Annotated in this window: 18 protein-coding genes; 8 read left to right on the top strand and 10 right to left on the bottom strand. The window is 54.8% G+C overall.

Annotated features, from left to right (window positions below; all coding sequences use genetic code 11):
* The coding region (locus ACZCED_RS05755; protein ID WP_464860420.1) for a hypothetical protein at positions 1–280 on the bottom strand (280 nt) is incomplete at its 3' end.
* A gap of 441 nt (positions 281–721) precedes the next feature.
* Here ACZCED_RS05755 and ACZCED_RS05750 point away from each other — a divergent pair.
* The 5 genes from ACZCED_RS05750 (at position 722) to ACZCED_RS05730 (ending at position 5,944) form a co-directional block, all read left to right on the top strand.
* A complete protein-coding gene (locus ACZCED_RS05750) occupies positions 722–1,855 on the top strand; it encodes an ABC transporter ATP-binding protein (protein ID WP_464860419.1) in 1,134 nt (377 codons plus the stop codon).
* A 1-nt stretch (position 1,856) separates the two neighbouring features.
* Positions 1,857–2,786: an ABC transporter permease gene (locus tag ACZCED_RS05745; protein WP_462968803.1), complete on the top strand. Its 930-nt coding sequence runs from the start codon at positions 1,857–1,859 to the stop codon at positions 2,784–2,786.
* A complete protein-coding gene (locus ACZCED_RS05740) occupies positions 2,783–3,604 on the top strand; it encodes an ABC transporter permease (protein WP_462968802.1) in 822 nt (273 codons plus the stop codon). Before ACZCED_RS05745 ends, ACZCED_RS05740 begins: the two co-directional genes overlap by 4 nt.
* Before the next feature lie 62 nt (positions 3,605–3,666).
* Positions 3,667–4,698 (top strand): extracellular solute-binding protein, encoded by a 1,032-nt coding sequence (locus ACZCED_RS05735; RefSeq protein WP_464860418.1) that lies wholly within the window; start codon positions 3,667–3,669, stop codon positions 4,696–4,698.
* Positions 4,699–4,804: 106 nt separating this feature from the next.
* The gene (locus ACZCED_RS05730) at positions 4,805–5,944 is read left to right on the top strand and encodes a serine hydrolase domain-containing protein (RefSeq protein WP_464860417.1); all 1,140 of its coding nucleotides are present in this window, start codon (positions 4,805–4,807) and stop codon (positions 5,942–5,944) included.
* Positions 5,945–6,109: 165 nt separating this feature from the next.
* Here the strand turns inward: ACZCED_RS05730 and ACZCED_RS05725 are convergent, their stop codons facing one another.
* The 8 genes from ACZCED_RS05725 to ACZCED_RS05690 form a co-directional block, all read right to left on the bottom strand.
* Complete coding sequence (locus ACZCED_RS05725; protein ID WP_464860416.1) at positions 6,110–6,298, bottom strand: Trm112 family protein; 189 nt, start codon at positions 6,296–6,298, stop codon at positions 6,110–6,112.
* A 123-nt stretch (positions 6,299–6,421) separates the two neighbouring features.
* Positions 6,422–8,080: a protein adenylyltransferase SelO gene (locus tag ACZCED_RS05720; protein WP_464860415.1), complete on the bottom strand. Its 1,659-nt coding sequence runs from the start codon at positions 8,078–8,080 to the stop codon at positions 6,422–6,424.
* 256 nt (positions 8,081–8,336) lie between these two features.
* Entirely contained in the window at positions 8,337–8,915 is a 579-nt protein-coding gene (locus ACZCED_RS05715; protein WP_464860414.1) for a hypothetical protein, read from the bottom strand.
* Between the two features lie 102 nt (positions 8,916–9,017).
* Positions 9,018–9,920: a haloalkane dehalogenase gene (locus ACZCED_RS05710; protein ID WP_464860413.1), complete on the bottom strand. Its 903-nt coding sequence runs from the start codon at positions 9,918–9,920 to the stop codon at positions 9,018–9,020.
* A gap of 54 nt (positions 9,921–9,974) precedes the next feature.
* Positions 9,975–10,277 carry a hypothetical protein gene (locus tag ACZCED_RS05705; protein ID WP_464860412.1) on the bottom strand — a complete coding sequence of 101 codons (303 nt, stop codon included), beginning with the start codon at positions 10,275–10,277 and terminating at the stop codon, positions 9,975–9,977.
* 89 nt (positions 10,278–10,366) lie between these two features.
* Positions 10,367–11,386 carry a fatty acid desaturase gene (locus ACZCED_RS05700; protein ID WP_464860411.1) on the bottom strand — a complete coding sequence of 340 codons (1,020 nt, stop codon included), beginning with the start codon at positions 11,384–11,386 and terminating at the stop codon, positions 10,367–10,369.
* Between the two features lie 1,555 nt (positions 11,387–12,941).
* Complete coding sequence (locus ACZCED_RS05695) at positions 12,942–14,078, bottom strand: alanine/ornithine racemase family PLP-dependent enzyme (RefSeq protein ID WP_464860410.1); 1,137 nt, start codon at positions 14,076–14,078, stop codon at positions 12,942–12,944.
* A 24-nt stretch (positions 14,079–14,102) separates the two neighbouring features.
* Positions 14,103–15,221 carry a DUF1611 domain-containing protein gene (locus tag ACZCED_RS05690; RefSeq protein ID WP_464860409.1) on the bottom strand — a complete coding sequence of 373 codons (1,119 nt, stop codon included), beginning with the start codon at positions 15,219–15,221 and terminating at the stop codon, positions 14,103–14,105.
* Between the two features lie 1,245 nt (positions 15,222–16,466).
* Between ACZCED_RS05690 and ACZCED_RS05685 the strand changes: the two genes are divergently transcribed.
* From ACZCED_RS05685 to trhA, 3 genes are all read left to right on the top strand, one after another.
* A complete protein-coding gene (locus ACZCED_RS05685; protein WP_464860408.1) occupies positions 16,467–17,951 on the top strand; it encodes a M81 family metallopeptidase in 1,485 nt (494 codons plus the stop codon).
* Between the two features lie 239 nt (positions 17,952–18,190).
* Positions 18,191–18,532 (top strand): hypothetical protein, encoded by a 342-nt coding sequence (locus tag ACZCED_RS05680; RefSeq protein WP_464860407.1) that lies wholly within the window; start codon positions 18,191–18,193, stop codon positions 18,530–18,532.
* Between the two features lies 1 nt (position 18,533).
* Complete coding sequence (gene trhA, locus ACZCED_RS05675) at positions 18,534–19,190, top strand: PAQR family membrane homeostasis protein TrhA (protein ID WP_464860406.1); 657 nt, start codon at positions 18,534–18,536, stop codon at positions 19,188–19,190.
* 224 nt (positions 19,191–19,414) lie between these two features.
* On the opposite strand, the gene ACZCED_RS05670 is transcribed toward trhA, so the two are convergent.
* Positions 19,415–19,831, bottom strand: a complete 417-nt coding sequence (locus ACZCED_RS05670) for a secondary thiamine-phosphate synthase enzyme YjbQ (RefSeq protein WP_464860405.1) — start codon at positions 19,829–19,831, stop codon at positions 19,415–19,417.
* Between the last annotated feature and the right edge of the window lie 48 nt (positions 19,832–19,879).

Raw genomic sequence — 19,879 nt, 5'->3', positions numbered from 1 at the left:
CCCGTCGGGTGACCCCCTTGTTCAAGGCCTTCTGGTATTGCCTGAGCAGGGCATACTCGAAACCGCGAATCTTGCCGTGCGCCAGGAAGAAATTGGTCCGGTTATAGGTGGTCAGAATGCGGATATATTTTCTCTCCAGCAGCCCGTCCAGATCGTCGGCGTAGCTGTCGGTCAGGTGTGAATCGAGGGGATGGCCCGCAGCGGAATCCTGGGCACGGACCGGTGCGAGGGCGGTCAGGCAGAAAACAACGGTGAGGAGGATGACAACCGTCCGGGTCATGGTTTGCGATGCTCGCGTCGTAAAAAGAGAGATTGCCACATGGCGTCGCGTTCATTTTCAACCGCCCGCGATACGTTTGTCAAGGCGCCTGTTGCTTCCGCGCCGACAATCCGCAACGCGTCCTTTCCCCTGCCGATGCACATACGGCCGGGCCGTCATCCGGTTCGGGATCGCACAAGCCTGCCGGCCGGGCCCGATCCGGTCGAGGCGCGGGCGACCGCAGATCAGCGGCGCTTCCCGGCGGTCCGTTGACCGGCAGGAAAAAGAGGATTGACACGGAAATACCGGTCCGATATGCTCACTTGCGTGAAAAGAAAGCCCTCACTTCTTTCCCATAGTCCTTCAACCTCCGCGCTACGATCATCATTTCGCAGAGCCACGATTAACCAATCTTGTTAGTCGTCAATAAAAGAACGACCGGCAACAAAAAGAGAGGTCCGCATGGTTGAAAAGCAGGGAACAGGACAAGAAAACGCTGAACATTCCCTGCCGGCGGCCATCAGTGCCCAACGCGTCACCAAAGTGTTTGGCGAAGGCAAAAACAAGGTTCTGGCACTTGATGACGTTTCTCTCACCATCCGGGAAAACGAATTTTTTACCCTCTTGGGACCGTCGGGGTGCGGCAAGACGACCCTGTTGCGCCTGATTGCCGGCTTTGACCAACCGACCTCGGGCGCCATCCTGCTCAGGGGTGAGGAGATCTCACACCTGCCGCCCAACCAGCGTTCGGTCAACACCGTCTTTCAGAATTATGCCCTGTTTCCGCACATGACGGTCGCCAAAAACATCTCCTTCGGCCTCGAGATGCTGGGAAAGCCAAATGAATTCATTGAAAAAACGGTTGGCGACATGCTGGCGCTGGTCAAGATGGAGGCGCTTCGCGACCGCCGCACCGATCAGCTTTCCGGCGGGCAGCAGCAGCGCGTGGCACTGGCCCGGGCCCTGGCCCCGCGCCCCCAGGTGCTGCTGCTCGACGAACCCCTTTCGGCCTTGGACTACAAGCTCCGCAAGGAGATGCAGATCGAGCTGAAGCAGCTGCAGCACGACACCGGCATCACCTTTATCTTCGTGACCCACGACCAGGAAGAGGCGCTGACCATGTCCGACCGGATTGCCGTGATGCACGCCGGCCGGATCCTGCAGATCGGCACCCCCCGCCAGATATACAACCAGCCTTCCGAGCGATTCGTGGCCGATTTCATTGGCAAGTCCAACTTTCTTTCCGCCGACGTTCTCGCGGTGAATGATCGGCGCGCCCGGCTGAGGCTTTCATCCGGGCGCGAAGTCAGTGCGGCGATTCCCGACGGCATGGTTCCCGACGGCAGGGTGACTGTCGTGGTAAGGCCGGAATACACCCAGATCTTTCCACGATCGGACGACGGAGGCGATCTGCAGGGAGTACTCGAGAACATCGTTTATCTGGGCACGGATACCCATTATCACATCCGCCTGCCGGATGAGACGATGTTCGTGACGCGAAGCCAGAACCAATGTAAAGTGACGGAAGCCTTTGAAGTCGGGCAACCGGTCAGCGTCGTCTTCAAGCCCGAATCGGTTCAAATGTTGAGGTCCTGATGTGAAAAACACGAAGACCGCATCCGGTCCGGTCAGGGACATGCAGCGAAAAAGGGTCAGGAGGAACTGGCTGCTCAGCGCGCCGGCCTTGGTGGTTCTGGCCGCCGCGGCTTCCGGACCGCTGCTGATCGTACTGGTCTATTCGTTTCTGGGCGCCGGCGAATACGGCGGCGTGGTCTGGACGTTTTCGACCGACGCCTGGTTCAACGTGGTTTTCTTCCGTGATATTTTCGATGGCACGACCACCTTGGCCGACGCGCACATGAAGATCCTCTGGCGGTCGGTCCGGCTGTCGTTCATGACCACCGTGATCACCCTGGCGATCGGCTTTCCGACCGCCTATGTCATCGCCACCCGACCGCGGGAGACCCGAAGCTTCTGGCTGTTCCTGATCACGGTTCCGTTCTGGACGAACCTGCTGATCCGCACATTTGCCATTCTTGAAGTCATCCGCAACGAGGGGCTGATCAATATCGGCCTGCAGATGCTCGGGGTGATCGACAAGCCGATCCAGATGCTCTACACCGATTTCGCCATCATGGTCGGCATGACCTATGTATACCTGCCGCTGATGGTATTGCCGCTTTATGCATCCATGGAGCGACTGGATTTCAACCTGGTCGAGGCGGCGTACGACCTTTACGCCTCCCGCCGTAAAGTGCTGCGCCGGGTTATCGTTCCCCTGGTCAAGCCGGGGATCATTGCCGGATCCATCCTGGTGTTCATCCCCTCGCTGGGCGCATTTGTCACCCCGCGGGTGCTGGGCGGAGGCAAGAAGATGATGCTGGGCAACCTGATCGAGCTGCAGTTCGGTGCAGGCCGCAACTGGCCGCTGGGCGCCGCGCTCTCCGTGACCCTGCTGGCCCTGGTCATGGCCGCCCTGTTAATGTATGTCCGGTCGACGCAGCGCCATTCGGGGAGCATGCAATGATCGCTTTTAAACGGAAACGCCCGCCCTTTTCCCTGAAAGCCCAGCCGGGGTTCGGCACGATCGCGGGCCTGTGTTTCGTGATGCTTTACGCCCCGATTATCACCCTGGTTGTCTATTCGTTCAATGCGGGCAAATACATCTCCCTGTGGGAGGGATTTTCCCTGCAGTGGTATGTGGCGGCCTGGGGGAATGAAGCCGTGCAGGACGCGACGATCCGTTCGCTTTATCTGGCCGCGCAGGCATCGGTCTATTCGACCATACTGGCGACGATGGCGGCGCTCGGAACGACCCGCACCCGCCCCTTCAAGGGGTTGACGGCGATCTACGCCATGATCAACCAGCCGCTGATGGTACCGGAAATCGTCACCGCCGTGGCGCTGTTGATCCTCTTTGCGATGATCAAATCGCTGACCGGCATCCAGGGCATGGTTTACCTCGTCATTGCCCATACCGCCTTTTGCATTCCGTTCGCGTACCTGCCCATCCGGGCTCGCCTGGAAAGCATGGATCTGATTCTGGAAACAGCGGCGGCCGACCTTTACGCCACCCCCTGGAAGACCTTCTGGCGCATCACGCTGCCCCTGCTCTGGCCGGGAATCATCGCCGGGGCCATGCTGGCCTTCGTCATCTCCCTGGATGACGTGGTGATCACCGAATTCGTCAAATCATCCGGACAGGAAACCCTGCCGACCTACATGCTGGGCCAGCTCCGCCGGGTGATCACGCCGGAGATCAATGCCATCTCCACCCTGTTGCTCGGGCTGTCGATCCTGGTGGTGTGTGTGTTGTTTTTCATCGAGAGGAAGTTCGGGAAATAGTCTTTTTGCAAGTCGAAGATAATCAGCAGCAGCATTCCAACTACAACAAGGGAGGTTTCACAATGAAGAACAATCTGGTTTTTGCAGTCGTTGCCGCAGTCGGGCTCTTCTTTGCGGGTGTTGTGCATTCGAGTGAATTGAACCTTTACAACTGGGGGAACTACACCAGTCCGGACCTGATCAAAAAATTCGAGGAAACCTACAACGTCAAGGTCACCATCACCGACTACGACTCGAACACCACCGCCCTGGCCAAGGTCAAAGCCGGCGGACACGGCTTCGATATCGTGGTCCCGTCAGCCAACTACGTGAAGGTGTTTCTCGAAGAGGGGCTGGCACTCGAGGTTCGCCCGGATCAGATGGAGAACTTCAAGCACGTCGCCGAACGCTGGAAGAACCCTGACTTCGACCCCGGCCGCAAGTATACCGTGCCGTGGCAGTGGGGTACCGTGGGCATCACCGTGAACACTTCCGTTTACAAGGGTGACCCGAACACCTCTGCCGTCGTGTTCGATCCGCCGGAGGAGCTGGTGGGCAAGATCAACATGGCACCCGAGATGGGCGATGTGATGGGGATGGCCTTGAAGTATATCGGCAGCGAGCCCTGCACCACCGACAAAGCGGCACTGAAAAAGGCGCGCGATCTCCTGATGGCCGCCAAGCCCAAATGGGTGTCTTTTGACTATGGCCTGACCGAGAAGATGCCGCGCGGCGACTTTTCCGCGGCGCTCTACTGGAATGGCGCGGTCTATCGTGCGGGGCTGGCCAAACCGTCGATCAAATTCGGTTACCCGCGTGAAGGCTACGAAATCTGGATGGACAATGCGATTGTGCTGAAAGACGCCAAAAACGTCGAGAATGCCAAAAAATTCCTGAACTTCATCATGGCGCCGGAAAATGCCGCCCTGAATTCCATCTTTGCCCGTTATGCCAACGGCATCAGCGGTTCGGAAGCGTTTATGCCGGAGGAGATGAAAACCGCGTCGGCGATCAATATTCCCGACGAGTTCAAGGATGCCGGCATGTTTTTCCCCGCCTGCTCCAAAGAAGCCACCGAGTATTACACCGCTATCTGGACGGAGTTGACCAAGTAGCCTTCCGGCGCACGATCAACCTTACGGTCTAATACACAAGAGGATCCGGTTCCGGATCCTCTTGTTCTCGTTTCCCCATCCCGACGACCCGCAACGTGAGGAAAACATGGAATCGACGGTCACCCTGGCCAACTGGCGAACGGCGCCGTTCAGCACGCAGTCCTTTCATCGGGTAGACCAAATCATCCCGGTTGCCTTCATCGACCCGCCGGGGCGAACCGGCGACCTGTCAGCCGACCCGCAATCCATAGACGCCGTCGTTTTCGAAGACCAGCACGGGCACGAGCGGCGACTGACGGAAGTGCTCGATACAACCGCCACCCGGGGGCTGGTGGTCCTGCGGGGGGGGCGGATAGTGGCTGAACGCTATCTGCGCGGTTATGACGGGAACAGCCCGCATATCCTCTTCTCGGTCAGCAAGTCCCTTACCGGGGCATTGACCGGAATCCTGGCCGACCGGGGATGCATCGACCCGGACAGCCCGGTGACCCGGTACATCCCGGAGGTGTCCGGTTCCGCCTATGGGGACTGCACGGTACGCCATGTGCTCGACATGACGGTCAGCTCGTCATTCTCCGAAGCGTACCTGGACCAGTCGGGCGACTTCGCCCGCTACCGGCGCGCCATGCTCTGGAACCCGGCCGAGCCGGGAGCAGACGCCGGCACCCTGCACGACTTCCTGGCCTCCCTGCGGCCGGCAGCCGAACCCCACGGAACGGTCTTTCGCTATCTTTCACCGAATTCCGATCTGCTGGGCTGGCTGGTCGAGCGGGCCTCGGGACGCGATTTTGCCAGCCTGTTTTCCGACCTGATCTGGAAGCCGATGGGGGCTGAAGCCAGGGCCTATGTAACCGTCGATGCGATCGGGTCGCCGCGCACGGCAGGCGGAATCTGTGCGCTTCCCCGCGATCTGGCCCGCCTGGGCGAGATGATGCGCCTTGGGGGCAACGGCATCGTGCCCGATTGGTGGGTAGAGGACATTCGCGGCGGCGGCGACCGGGGCCCCTGGAAGAAAGGCGAGTTCTACCAGATGTTTCCCAGCGGCGGCTACCGCAGCCAATGGTATCAGGCCGGCAGCCCATCGGGCGTAATCGGTGCAATCGGCATTCATGGGCAGTGGCTGTGGATCGACCCGCAACGAGAGGTGGTCATCGCCAAGGTGTCCGCCCAGGCAGCACCGGAGGATGCGAATATCGATCTTACCCTGATCCGTGCGTTTGAGGCCATCGCCGACGCCGTTGCATAAACGAAAGGTGCACAACAAGCCCGATATCAGCGTTACGCTTCATCCCTCATCACTACGGCGTACAGAAAGTACGCTTCATTCTTCAGGATTCGCAAGCCTTGAGCTCAAACGTGTTGTGAATCTTTCGGAAAGGCAACTCTTTAAGCGTTCACCAAAAATAGATGATCACTCTTTTTGCGGTGTTTTCAGCCGGTCGACCGTGTCTGCATCGCACACATCGAAGATCTGTCCACATCCCCCGCAGACCATCTCGCACTGGTCTGCCTGGCGCGATCGGCGCCGCTTCAGTTCGGCACGACACTCCGGGCACTTCAGGTCCGGGTTCGGGCTACCGGGCTGGGCTTTGTCACGCATACGGTTCTCCTTTGGCCGGATGGCGGGCGTTGGGCAAGCGGCGCCGCATCGGGCAGGTCTGTCGAAGGCGGGCCGGCTCTCCGCCGGCGCGGGAATCACCTTGGAATCATTCGTTTCACCACTTCAGCTACTGCACGACAGCATCGAACAGCCGGGGCGGTGGCGGGCCCAGTCCGGCCGCTTGGCGGCAAATTCCTCCTTTCCCGGCTGTTCGTCGTAGGGACGGCGCAGCAGGTCGAGCAGGTCGTGGATCATCGAAAAATCGCCCTGTTCGGCCTTGTCGATGGCCATTTGCGCCATGTAGTTGCGCAGCACGTACTTGGGGTTGACCGCATTCATGCGACGTCGCCGGGTCTGCGGGGAAACAGGGTCCCGGCCGGCCCGTTCCAGGTAGCGCCGAAGCCAGCCGGCAGTCCGGCTGCGCACGGAATCCGTCAACTGGGCGGGAACGTAATAGGCGTCCATGAGTACGGCCATGAGCGCGTCATCATCGTCTGCCGCCGGGGAGGGTCCGTCCCCATTCAGCCGGGCGAGCCGCCGGAAGAAGATGGTCATGTCGGTTTCGACCAGGGGCAATAGGGCCAGCAGTTCGCTGATCAACGCCTCGTCCGTTGCCGGATCGTATGCCTTCAATCCCAGCTTGCGGGCCATCATCTGCCGCCAGCCCTCCTGGTATATGTTCACGTAATCGTCCAGCACCGCCTGCAGGGGCTCGGCCTGCCCGATCAGCGGATAGATGGCATTGGCCAGCTGGGCGAGATTCCACTGGGCGATGGCCGCCTGATGGCCGAAGCGGTAGCGGCGCCCGGCGGCGTCGGTCGTGTTGGGCGTCCAGTCGGGGTCGTAGTTTTCCAGCCAACCATAGGGCCCGTAGTCGATGGTCAGACCGAGAATGGACATGTTGTCCGTGTTCATCACACCGTGAACGAATCCCACCCGCATCCAGTGGACGACCATGTCGGCGGTGCGGCGGCACACCTCCGCAAACCATTGCTGGTAGACATCCGGCGACGGTTCGCCCAGGTGGGGAAAATCGGTGCGGATCGTATGGTCCGCCAGCTGCTTCAACACGTCCGTTTCACCCCGGGCGGCAAAGATCTGGAAGCTGCCGAAGCGCGTGAAAGACGGCGACACCCGGCAGACCACGGCCCCGGGTTCCAATTCGGGATGACCGTCGTAGAACATGTCCCGCTCGACCTCCTCACCGGTCAGGGTCAGGCTCAGTGCGCGGGTGGTGGGCACGCCCAGGTGAAACATGGCCTCGCTGCACAGGAACTCGCGCACCGACGAACGCAGCACGGCCAGGCCGTCGGCCGTTCGTGAATACGGCGTGGGACCGGCCCCCTTCAGCTGCAGCATCCAGCGCTGCGCGTGCCCATTGACGATTTCGCCCAGGTTGATGGCGCGTCCGTCGCCCAACTGTCCGGCCCAGTTGCCGAACTGATGACCGCCGTAGCACATGGCAAAGGGCTGCATGCCCGGCAGCAGGCGGTTGCCGGTGAACACCTGGGCGAATGCATCCGATTCGCAGGCCTGTGTTGACAGACCCAGCAGGTCGGCCACCTCCCGCGAATACGCCACCAGCCGGGGCGCTGCCACGGGCGTGGGCTTGACCAGGGAATAACAGGCGCCCGTCACCTGGCGGCGCCGGTTTTGACTGTCGGGATCGGCAGGCAGGTTACGGGTGAAGCGGTTGTCGAAACGAAGCGCGTCCAGCCCCCCCTGTGTTTCCGCAAAGGCCTGGCTGGGTGCAATGAAATCGGTTGATTCGAGCAGGTTCATCCTGATTGGTCCCTTCGCCCGTCGGCATAGGCAACACCGCCATCGCATTGCCCGGTGATCTCGCCTGAACGGCTTGCACGGATGGCCGGCGTGGTGTTTTTGATCGTCAGCTTTCTCGAAGTTAAGCACTGAACCCCGAAAAGGCTATCCCGGGGGCCTAAAAGGTGGGGACGCAGGGGTGCGGACTGCGGCTTGGAAAGATGGATGGGGGAGTCGACGGGCAGGAATCGGGTGGCCGGCCTCGGCGGCAGATGGATTATTCCACGGCAGGTGGATTGCCTGGCACGGCCCCTTCCGCTGCAGACGGGTCACCCGGAATGGCCGCCTCGGGGGTCGAGGCGGCTTCGCCCGCTTCAGGGCTGGCCTCCTCTGTCGCAGCGGCTTCGGTTTCTGCCGGTTCCGGGTCCGCTGCCGGTTCAGGCTCTGTTTCGGCAACCGGTTCGTTTTCTTCCTGGTAGTTCTGGGGCGGCGACGAAAACGAAATGGCGCCGCCGTCACTGCCGGCTTCGGCTTTTCCGAACACCGTGATGGTGACGGTCCTGTCCGACTCCCAGACGATCGAGTGATTCAGGCTGCGCAGCAGGCGCTTGAGCCCTTTTTCCAGCGGCAGGCGGTTGATGGTGGCACTGACCCGATGTTCCTTCCACTTGCCGTTGAGGTTGAACCGGTACCCGGTGTCCCGGGCGATGGTTTCAAGCACATCCCCCAGGGGTTCGTTCTGGGCCGTCAGGCTGATCAGCGGGTCTGCGGTTGCGTCCTGCGCCATGGCCGAATGAAAGGCAGCGTTGACAACGAAGCAAAAAAAACAAACGATCAGGCAGGAAACAGGTTTCATGATAGCACGCCAGGCAATGGGGGTTGACGGCCGGGACCGTTTATATGATCGCGTCGTTCCAGACAACGGATGGTGTGGTTTTAATCTATTTTCATCGGTTTCTCAACGGTTGAATGCGGCCAGGGCGTTTTCAGCCACAACTTCACCCCATTCTGGCACGAAGTGTCCCGCATCGGCAATTTCCATGGGGTCGGGGCAATTGTGAATGTCGTTTTTCAGCGCCCGCATCACCGGCGCGCCCAAGACCGGATCCTGCATGCCGATGGCCATGAACGACCGGCCGCGCCAGGATTGGCCCAGCCAGCGCCTGGCATCGCGGGACAGCCGGGCGCCGCGGGCATCGGGGTGATCCGGCACCATTTCCGGAAATCGCCGTACGCCTGTTTTATAGCGCCCGTCGGGAAACGGCGCATCGTAGGCGCTGCATTCGGCCGGGGACAGCTGGGGGCAGCTCCGTTGGAGGAGTCGTCCCGGAGAGAGGTCGGGGTTCTTTTTGACCCAGGCCCGCCACTCGACAAATCCCCGGGAGAGCTGGTGATCACCCGAAGCGAGGGTGGTGTTCATGACCAGCAGACGGGAGAATCGCTCAGGCATCGCCATCGGCAGGGTCAGTCCGACGATCCCTCCCCAGTCCTGGCAGACCAGGGTAATTTCGGTCAGGTCCAATTGTTCGATGAGGGCAAGCAGCGTATTGCGGTGGAAATCGAAATGGTAGACGGATGGGTCGACCGGCTTGTCCGACCGCCCGAATCCGAAAAAATCGGGTGCGACCACGCGTCCCCCGGCCCGGGTGAAGACCGGTATCATGCGGCGGTACAGGTAACTCCAGGTCGGCTCGCCGTGCAGGCACAAAAAGGTCGTCCCGGCTGCTTGAGGACCCACATCCAGGTAGTGCAGGCGAAGCCCGTCGAAGCCGTCGAGGTTGTCCAGGTAATTGGCGGGAAACGGGAAATCGGGCAGACCGTCGAAGCGTTCGTCCGGTGTTCTCAATGCATCGGGCATCATGGATCTCCTCTGTCGGAAGCTTGACCAGCGATCGTGCGTGGATGGACAGGCTGCCTATAAAGTCGTCAGCTTGCGCAAATAGTCGCGGACATAGTGAGGCAGAATGCCATCTTTGAGATAGGCATTGAAATCCGAATGAGCGGTTTCCGGGCCAAGCGTCCAGGTGGCCGCCGCCTTCCTGAACACGTCATATTCGCTGATGCCCTGGTTGCGGGCGTGGTTCCACAGGCGCTCCTCATCCGACAGGGGCGTCCGGTTGGCCCAGTACTTGTCCAGCCGCCGCATCAACTCGAAATAGAGCAGGGCCGCCAGAATAACCAGCAGCATGGGCCATTGAAAAACAGCTTCTTCGTTCATGGGGCACCTCCGGCGACAGTCATTAACTATACAATAATGCCGGAAATTAAAAAAACATAAGCGTTGACAGGTTCACCGATACCGGATCCCTAACCGTTGATAGCGCCAAAACCCACCAGTCGGCTGTGTTTTTCATCCCAAAGCTTGAGCCGAAGCGACCGCAGGCTGTCGCGCAAATTAAGCATCACGATTGTCTGACATGGCGCCATGACATCGTGGCATTGTTTCAGATGGTAATTGGGAATGCGAGGGCGCACGTGGTGAATGTGATGGAATCCGATGTTGCCCGAAAACCATTGCAGCAATCTGGGCAAGTGATAAAAAGATGAGCCTTTCAGTGCTGCCTTCATTGGATCCCATGCACGATGGCGTGCCCAGTATACCCCTTCAAACTGATGCTGAATGTAAAACAACCATACACCACCGGCACCGGCGACAGCAAGGATGGGCAGTTGGATCAACAGATACGTCTGCCATCCGATCAGCCAGGAGGCGACGATAAAAATGAGCGCAATGCCGGCATTGGTCATATGCAGGCTTTTGATCTGCCTGCGCCGGTCACCCTTTCCGGGAAACCGATAGTCAACCAGGAAGAGATAGGCCGGCCCGAGAAAGAACATGATCAGTGGGTTTCGATAAAAACGGTAACGAATGCGCTTGAGCAGGGACGCTGCCATGTATTCCTCCACCGTTAGGGTCCACACATCGCCATGGCCTCGACGGTCCAGATCGCTGACCGTGTTATGGTGTATTCCGTGGGACCGGCGCCAGCTCTCGTAAGGCGTAAATGTCAGCACCCCGCAGATGTGCCCCAAAATCGTGTTTGCCCGGCGCGATGCGAAAAAGCTCTGATGACAGCAGTCGTGAAAAAAAATAAAGATTCTCACATAAACACCAGCGGCGACCACCATCAACCCCAGGTGAATCCAAACACTTTGATACAAGCGAAGATTCAAGACCATCAGGCACCATAAAAAGGCATACAGGGAAAACGTATTGCATATCTGCCAAAGCGCTTTTCTGCGGTCCGGTCGTTGGAATTCCAACAAGGTCCGATACCATTGTGGTTTGCCGTCGTTGTGGACGTTGACGTTTGATTTCTCAGTCATATCGGCCTCCTTTCGCATTCGAGCCGAGCTTTGGGTTGCTTTTTGTATCGAACCAAAGGGATGTGGCGCAGCCGGCTAAACGGGAGCCTTCAAAATGTGAGGATGTGGCTCATGGGTTCATGAGCGTCAGCAGGGCAGTGGTAGGTATACAATCGCGCTACTTTATATAAGATAGCTTAGCTGACAGCCGATCAGGTGTCAAAGGATAATGTTCGCATGGCTGTGCTCGCTTTTATGGGATAGCCAGGACGTATTTGACGGGTCATCCCATTCGAGTTCCAGCACTTGATCGGCAACCGATCCATTCCAATGATTGACAAGCATTGCCGCCCCAAGCCAATCTCAGCGTATCTCAACCATCATGATTTGAACGACAAACTGCATCTACAAATGGTAATCCCAACCTGATCGGCTTTCTGGCGGCCCACAATATATGGAGCCCTTCCAATTCAATGCCTTTTCACGGTGTAGGTGGACACCACACGAATCGGTGGGGTCTGTTTTTGTGAGGTAGCCATTCGGTACGTGCCATTTTGACCGCCCAAGCTTAGCATTTAAAATGCTATAATCTACTCAGACCCATACGAGTGACTGACAGCCGCTTGAGCAGGCAGCCGGCTTGAGCGTTCAGACCGAAATTTGTAATTGCCCAAATTGAACTTGATATGGTGGGGTAGGCCACACTCCATCCTACTCAATTCAACATTTACTCGATGACGAATCTTATCGACGTCGATTTCTATATAATTACAGATGTTAATAAAACTTGTGAAAGAATCAAAGTCGTTTACTTTCAACCAGTACAAGGCTTGGGTTTGGTAAATTTCCTGGTCACTATAGGTGGGCTTAAAAATATCCTTGAGGGCACGAGTCAAAATCGCAGCAAACAGTGCCCGGATGGAGTTTGCTAATCCTGCTATGTCTGGATTGGTAGAATCATCCATTTTTTATCGACTCTCCGCTTGAGGATCGCAAGTTATCATCTAAAGGCTGCTGCTTGCCATGCCTGCCAAAAGAACGTTTCCGAACCTTTTTTGGGGCTTATCGATGCGTTCACTTCCATGGGTTTGATGCTCTCGGGCAGCAATGAAGGCTTCTTCTATTTTTTGGTAACCACTCAGCATTATGAACGAATCCTGCCAATTACCCCCTCCACAGCGTCCATCTCACATCGTTCTTATTCGTACTGTGAGAGAACTTTGATTTACATATTAAGCAAAGGTAATCCTGTTCCTTGAATCCGCCAGGAGTTACCCCTTTATAAATTCGTGGATCATCCACTTTTATTAAATTTTCATGCGGCTTGCCAGTATGGACTTTCTTTGATTGCTCCTCACAAAGAACGCACATTTCCATAGTATATCTCTCCATCTGATTTCAGGTCATAAAACGGCGTCTAATCATTCACGCAACGTGGAACACTGCACCTAGAAGGCCTGGATTCTTAGATGCCATTTAAGTTGGTGGCCGCAAATTATACCCTGAAATTCCCAATGCTGGCCAAGAGCACGTATCATCTATCGCTTCGAAGTTTTCGTCGAGCACCAGCGCATTTTTAATTGGCTAAATAAGCAGAAATTCTGTGGGTCGCTTTTCGGTAATAATAGTCAGCCGGCGCCTGATCCTTTCTATTTACAAAACGCTTTTTAATGAAAGGGGATGTCATTGCTGCGAGAAGACCACCGTAATCCAGATTAAAGTTGACCTCGTCCCCAACCTTCAGGAGCTTGTTTTTACAGTCAAGAATTATATGATCACTGCTGGAACCCAATATCTCAAAGCTGTTATTCGATTTCAAGCTGGATACCAAAATGTCCTGCTTTCCCAACGCAATAATCACCCGCTGGTGAATTCCCTGATCCTGGAAAACGGGGACATTTCCAAAAGCATCTTGGCCGATCTCTCCAAATGGAAGAGATGGCTTTTTCTTGGACTCGATAACTTCGGCAACGAGCTGAAAAGCACCCGTGTGCAATCCCGGGATTGTTTTTCGGTTCACCGTTTCAAGGCCTAAAAGGATCGATTCACCCAGGCGGAAGTTATTAATTTTTCCGACATCTTTGGTAGATCTATACCACTCATAATTGGCCGAATTGCCACCTGAAACAATTGTTAAACCAAGATGAAATTCTTCTTCTATGGCATCAAAAAGCTCAGATAGCGCATGCATATTTTTATCAGCCGGTTTCACACCACCGTAACAAGCCAGATTGCATCCAATGCCAACAATTTTTATATGGGATAAAGAAATGACATGCCGGATAAATTCAGACAAATCGAGAGGAAGTACGCCTTCACGCAAATCGCCCAGCTCAACCATCACAATCACCTGATGGATTTTGTTACATGCTTTTGCATAATAGGAGAGCTTTTTAAGTGTATCAAGCTCAGTATTTAAGCTTATGTCTGCACTTCGAACCACGGATTCCGCCTGACTTAATGGCGTTCGCAACAGAACAAACTGAGTTGATATTCCTGCCGCTTTCATCTTTTCAATGTTTTCAATGCGAGAGTCGGCAATAAATCTGGCACCACCTTGAATCATGGCCTTGACAACAGAAGGTTCTCCAAGCACCGCTTTGGAAACTCCCATTATGGAAATACCTTTTTGCCCATATAGGTCGGATAGCATCCGGGCATTATCCCGTATTTGAGGCAGTGATATTTCAATCCTGGGCAAAAATTTTTTCATATTCTTTTCCTACGGTTACAACGCTTAGGCAGCCATTGCAGGGGTTTTTATTAATCGCTTTTGTTTGATTGGTTGTCTCAGTTCTGGAAATTGATGACTCAAGGCTTGAACGAGTTTTTGACATCCATGGCTCAGTACATCTGTGGTTGCCAATTTGAACCTTTTTTCATAAATTGCAATGATGTCTGTTACTTCCTTATCTGAAAGGTCTTCATGGCTTAAAGCAATAGCCATTACTTTCGCTTGAGAAATCGCTTCAATCAGTTTGATTTCACTCTCGACAGCAGGCATCTTCAAATTGGGAAAATCACACCTTGTTTTCCTGGCGGGAGGATGTTGGAGGATAACGCCATCGGGATTGCTGCCTTTCAATATCCCGAGAGAGCCCATAAAAGCGGGATGGCTGACGGCACTCTGCCCTTCCACTAAAATGATGTCGGGATTCTCGATGTAAAACGCTTGAACAACCGCATTTTCTATTTCACCGACGACAAACTGGGAAACAAGCGCATCGATCGCGACCCCATACATCGCCCCCTGCATCAAGCCACTTTGGCCTGTCGCCACTAATACCGATTTTATTCCGAGACGGTTCAAGGCCTTGTTGAGTTCAACCGCAGTCGTCCTTTTTCCGCAGGCACAGTCGGTCCCTAATACGGCGACCACAGGAACAGTTACTTCCGATCTTTTTCCCGTGAATACATGCAAATCGATTAATTGCGGCGGTTTTCTGACATCTTTTATGCGGACTGCGTTGCGGGCAGCCATATGGGCAAACTCTCGATCTTCAGAAAAGAACTGATGCAAGCCATTAATGATATCCATTCCATTTTCCATTGCTTCTACAACCAAATGCCTTTCTTCCATTGATATAGATGCTTCTAAAGGAGCCTTCCCATATATGTAACAGTCCGGGACGCCAGGAAGTTTACTCAACGCATCCTTTAAATTGGCAAAAATGGGGATACCATTTTTTTCTCCCCCCAATTCTTCCCCGGCATCCTTTCCGGCTAAAGAACTATCAATTACCCCGACAATGGTATAGGTTTCAGAGTGCCTGACAAGCCCGGAAGCCGTTTTCCCGTCAACTGATCCAAATTGATTTTCACAATAAACTAAGGCTGTTTCATTCACGATCGCCATTATCTATACCCCTTTTTCTGTTTTCCCAACATACATAGCAGTATTAAAATAGACTGACATTTCTAAGCGTAAGGTATCAATTCCATGCAAAAAATTCCGCATACGCATCATCTGCATTGAGGCCAGGTGTGTTCGGAACAAGTCGCTCATCGTGATCCGGGTTGCCATCCGAAACACCCAACATGGGCAAATGGGCTTCATGCAGCCACCATTTCTTCAGGCTGCCGGTTGGTTGATATTTGTAAAACGTATTGAAAAAGTAAAAATAACTGGTGACCCGCGCATGCCGCGGTGCAAGGGAGGTATCGGTCAGAAGAGCGATTTCTATTTATTTGGATCGCCCATCATGTGAGCTTTTTACAGCTAATCTGATAACGCCACCTTTATTTGGTCAGCCTTGTATTTTTATCCAAGCTACGGTGCTGTCCGGCGATGTTGGCCATGCTAATGAAAAGTTGCACCCGACACTCGTTTTTCGAGGAATATGGCCTATGGGCTATGGTTTCTGGCATCGCTCACGCACTGAGATATACGGCATTCCCTCAGCACGCTCGTACCGTTCGGCGCGGATAAACCAGAATGCGAGTCCGCCCGTATTGTGATTGGGGGCCAATCCCTTTTTGGTGGTCCTGACCCCCAGCGACCCTTTTCGGCCAGTCTTCCGCCAACCTCTGGCCTGCATGATCATTCGTATGACCACACCGACAGCCTGTCTTAAGCGTTTACCCCGCTGAGTGTGTGTGTCTGCCAAAAACGGTTCGATGGCCGGATGAGATTCAAGCTCCCGGACGACGCCAGACAACGGCGGCCTGTCGTGGTGGATCTCAGACTCTTCCATCCGGCGCTGCCTGTTGGGGTCATTTAAGAATTCAAGGACTGCGTCAAAGGGTTGATCCGGATCGTTCGCAACATCGGAAAACCTTCGGCCCTGATTGTCTTCGAGGAACGTATCGCGTGTGATTGTCACACCTGGCAAACCGGCCTCCAGCTTATCAATTTCATTGCAATTAGACAGGCAAAATTTGGACCTACCATATTTACAGCTACAAATATTGTATCTATGATATACAGGAAAAGCAAGGGCAAACTTATTCAGAATGACCTCATACTGGTTGAAGACCGAAAAAGCAGACGTCTGTAATACTTTGATTAAACTTTTTTAAAGGTTTTATCCGCTATGTATGATAGGTGAGTGAATTTTTGCATCAACCCAATCGATTATTATGACTATTAAGGAATTATCTGATGCCGTTCAAGGTCTTGACTGCCGAAATATCCCATGAAACCAACTCCTTTAGTCTCCAGGAAACGGATGAACGGGCATTCAGAAACCGCTATGTTCTGATGGGCGCCGAAGCCATCGCCGAGCGTGGCCAGGCAAATACCGAACTTGCTGGCTTCCTCGATGCCGGTCGTGTGCATGGCTGGCATATCAAGCATGTGCTCAGCGCAGCCGCAGGCCCAAGCGGTAAAGTTAGACGAACAACCTTTAACTGGCTCTGCGATCCAATCATTTCCGTCATTAAGCAGCACGCCTTCGACGGCCTTCTCCTCGGGTTGCATGGCGCCATGGACCTTGATTTCTGTGAAGATGGAGAAGGAGAGTTGCTTTCGCGTATCCGCAACGTGGTGGGCGAGAAGATGCCAATTGCCATCACGCTTGATCCACATGCAAATGTCAGCAATAAAATGTGTACGCTCGCCGACATCATTGTGTCGTTCAAAACCTATCCACATATCGATATGCGCGACACCGGTCGCCATGCCGGCGAAATTTTACACCGAACGATGGCCGGTGAGATTCAACCGCACACGATCATGGTGAGTCGACCCATGCTTGAAGAGGTCAATGGTGGGCGCACCGACATCGGCCCGATGATCGAGCGCATAGCATCGGCACGGGCTTACGAAAAGAAGGCGGACGTGTTCGCCGTCAGCATTAATGCTGGTTTCGCAAGTGCAGATGTGGCAAGGATCGGCCCAACCGTGTTGGTTACCGGCCAAGGTGATTTTTCCGTACACACTGCTTTCGCCGAAACGATTGCTGATGATATCTGGAACAGACGCTTTGAAGTGCTGAACGACTATCTCAGCGTTGAAGAGGCTGCAGCAATTGCAGCTACATACGTGCCTGACGAAGGCCCGCTGGTAATTGCAGACTATGCGGACAATCCCGGTGCCGGCGGCTATGGCGATTCAACTGAGCTCTTGCGCGCACTGCTCGAGGCGGGTGTGACGAATGCCTGTTTGGGTCCTATGGTGGATGGCGCGGCAGCGCAGGCATTGCACACTGCTGATGTTGGTGAACGGGTTCACATTGCGCTGGGCGGCAAGGCCGACCCACGCTTCGGTGGTGGACCACTCGCCGTGAAAGGCGAACTCGTTTCTACCAGCGACGGGCGTTTCACCGGCGCCGGTTCAATGATCCATGGGCTTAGCGGTTCGTTCGGACCCAGTGCGGTGATACGCGTCGGCGGCATCGAGATATTGGTTGTCACCATTGCCCGCCAGATACTTGATTTACAGCAATTTAAGGCATTTGGTATCGACCCCCAAAAAAAGCACGTTGTGGCGCTAAAATCGATGCAGCACTTCCGTGCTGCGTTCGAGCCGATTGCAGGACAAGTGATTGTTTGTGACAGCGGCGCACTTTGCACCCCACGCTATAACCGATTGCCCTATCGCAATGTGCCCAGACCGATTTTTCCTTTAGATCAGGCACAAATATAGTTGGCTCGTTCTCGGCGATCTGCGAATTATAAAACTTGGCTTAATACAGATAAGATGATTACATTAAGCGCGTTCAGGGCCCTGCCGGTGTATTCTACGATTGACCCAAGCGCAAGTGTAGGGCTGTCTGCAAGGGATACATTCAATTTAATCCTTGCACGCGACGGGAAATTCGACCCCCCGCCTCACATTAACACTCCAAACCAGGGTGGTTTTTAGATAAAAGAACAGGAAGACGCATGCCAGCTTCAGAATCGATCCTCCCCGATGAAAGATTCAAACCGCAATTTGCTTGTTTCAGGGCTTCAGCGGAGTTCATGCAAAAGCCACACATCACCAGCGGCCCGGATGACTATCGTCTGGCGCATGGGAATGTGGCCACCTTGCCGCAAGATGCGGCGGTAAACCACGCCTGGATTGAAGAGATAGACTTCGTCTACGAATTGAGCGACGGGCATAAAATTCTGTTTTCAAAAGACGACTACTACAAAAAGAACAAAATTATCAATGTTCGCACCTATACGGCACAGGAAGCGATCACCCTGATTGGCGTATATGGTCACTGGGGGCCATGGAACTGACGTGCAGGCCGTCCTTTCAAATCCGAATCGTGTCCAGTCGCCGGGCGAAGAAATCGCCAACAGCATCAGTCACGGCGCAGGGCTAATCGGCGCGCTGACCGGAACGCCATTTCTCGTCATGCATGCAGCAAGGCACGGGGATGCCGGATTCATTGTCGGTACGAGTGTTTTCTCCGCCTCCATGATTCTTCTTTACCTTGCCTCAGCGCTCTACCATGCGTGGCCGATCGGCAGGGCCAAACGCTGTTTTCGGATCATCGAGCATTCCGCGATCTTTGTCCTTATCGCCGGCACCTACACGCCCTTGACCCTTGGCATACTCCGCGGTGCATGGGGCTGGACGCTCTTCGGGCTTATCTGGGGCCTGGCCATAGCCGGGGTCGTGCTGAAGGCATTCTATAAAACCGCCCATCCCATTCTTTCCACTTGCCTTTATCTGCTGATGGGGTGGCTGCTCGTGATTGCGGTGAAGCCGTTGTTTGACCGCATGCCAGCTGCGGGTTTGTATTTGTTGGTTGCCGGAGGCCTGTCCTACACCGCCGGGGTCGCCTTTTTCGCAACCGATTCGCGGGTCCCTTATGGCCACCTGGTCTGGCATCTATTTGTAGTCGCGGGTACCACCTGCCATTATTTCTTGGTCCTTTGGTATGCGGCCTGACGATCAACAACCATCCTTTCCCCATTTCAACCCGCCACGACGATTTGCCCCATAGCGTCCAGGCCTCCTGGATAAGGGTCTTAGGTGACCATTGGTCAAATATGGCCCTTTTTATTTGCCGGCACATTGCTGCCTTAGATGGCACGAACCAGCTAATTTTATAATTCTACCACCATGAGCGACTGACCTTGTTGCCTCACAATTTATCGTTGAATGATCAACTTTTATTCCCCGATGATTTTAACCAAAACCCGTTTCTTGCGCCGCCCATCAAACTCACCGTAAAAAATTCGCTCCCAGGTGCCGAAATCAAGCCGTCCCTCGGTAATGGCAACTACCACTTCGCGCCCCATGATTTGCCTCTTCATGTGGGCGTCAGCGTTATCTTCACCTACGTTGTGCCTATATTGCTCAACCGGTGCATGGGGGGCTAATTTTTCCAACCAGACATCGTAGTCGTGGTGCAGACCGCTTTCATCGTCATTAATAAAAACACTGGCGGTTATATGCATCGCATTGACGAGGACGAGGCCCTCCTTGACACCGCTTTCGTCGACGCACTGCTGCACGTCTGATGTGATGTTGATGAAGGCGCGGCGGGTGGGGATCTCGAACCAGAGTTCTTTTCTGTAGCTTTTCATTGGCGGCTCCATTAATTTGAGCAATCATTTACAGCCCAACGATGCATA

It is taken from the genome of Desulfosarcina sp. (assembly GCF_055467485.1).
This window is presented reverse-complemented; position numbering and strand designations above follow the sequence as displayed.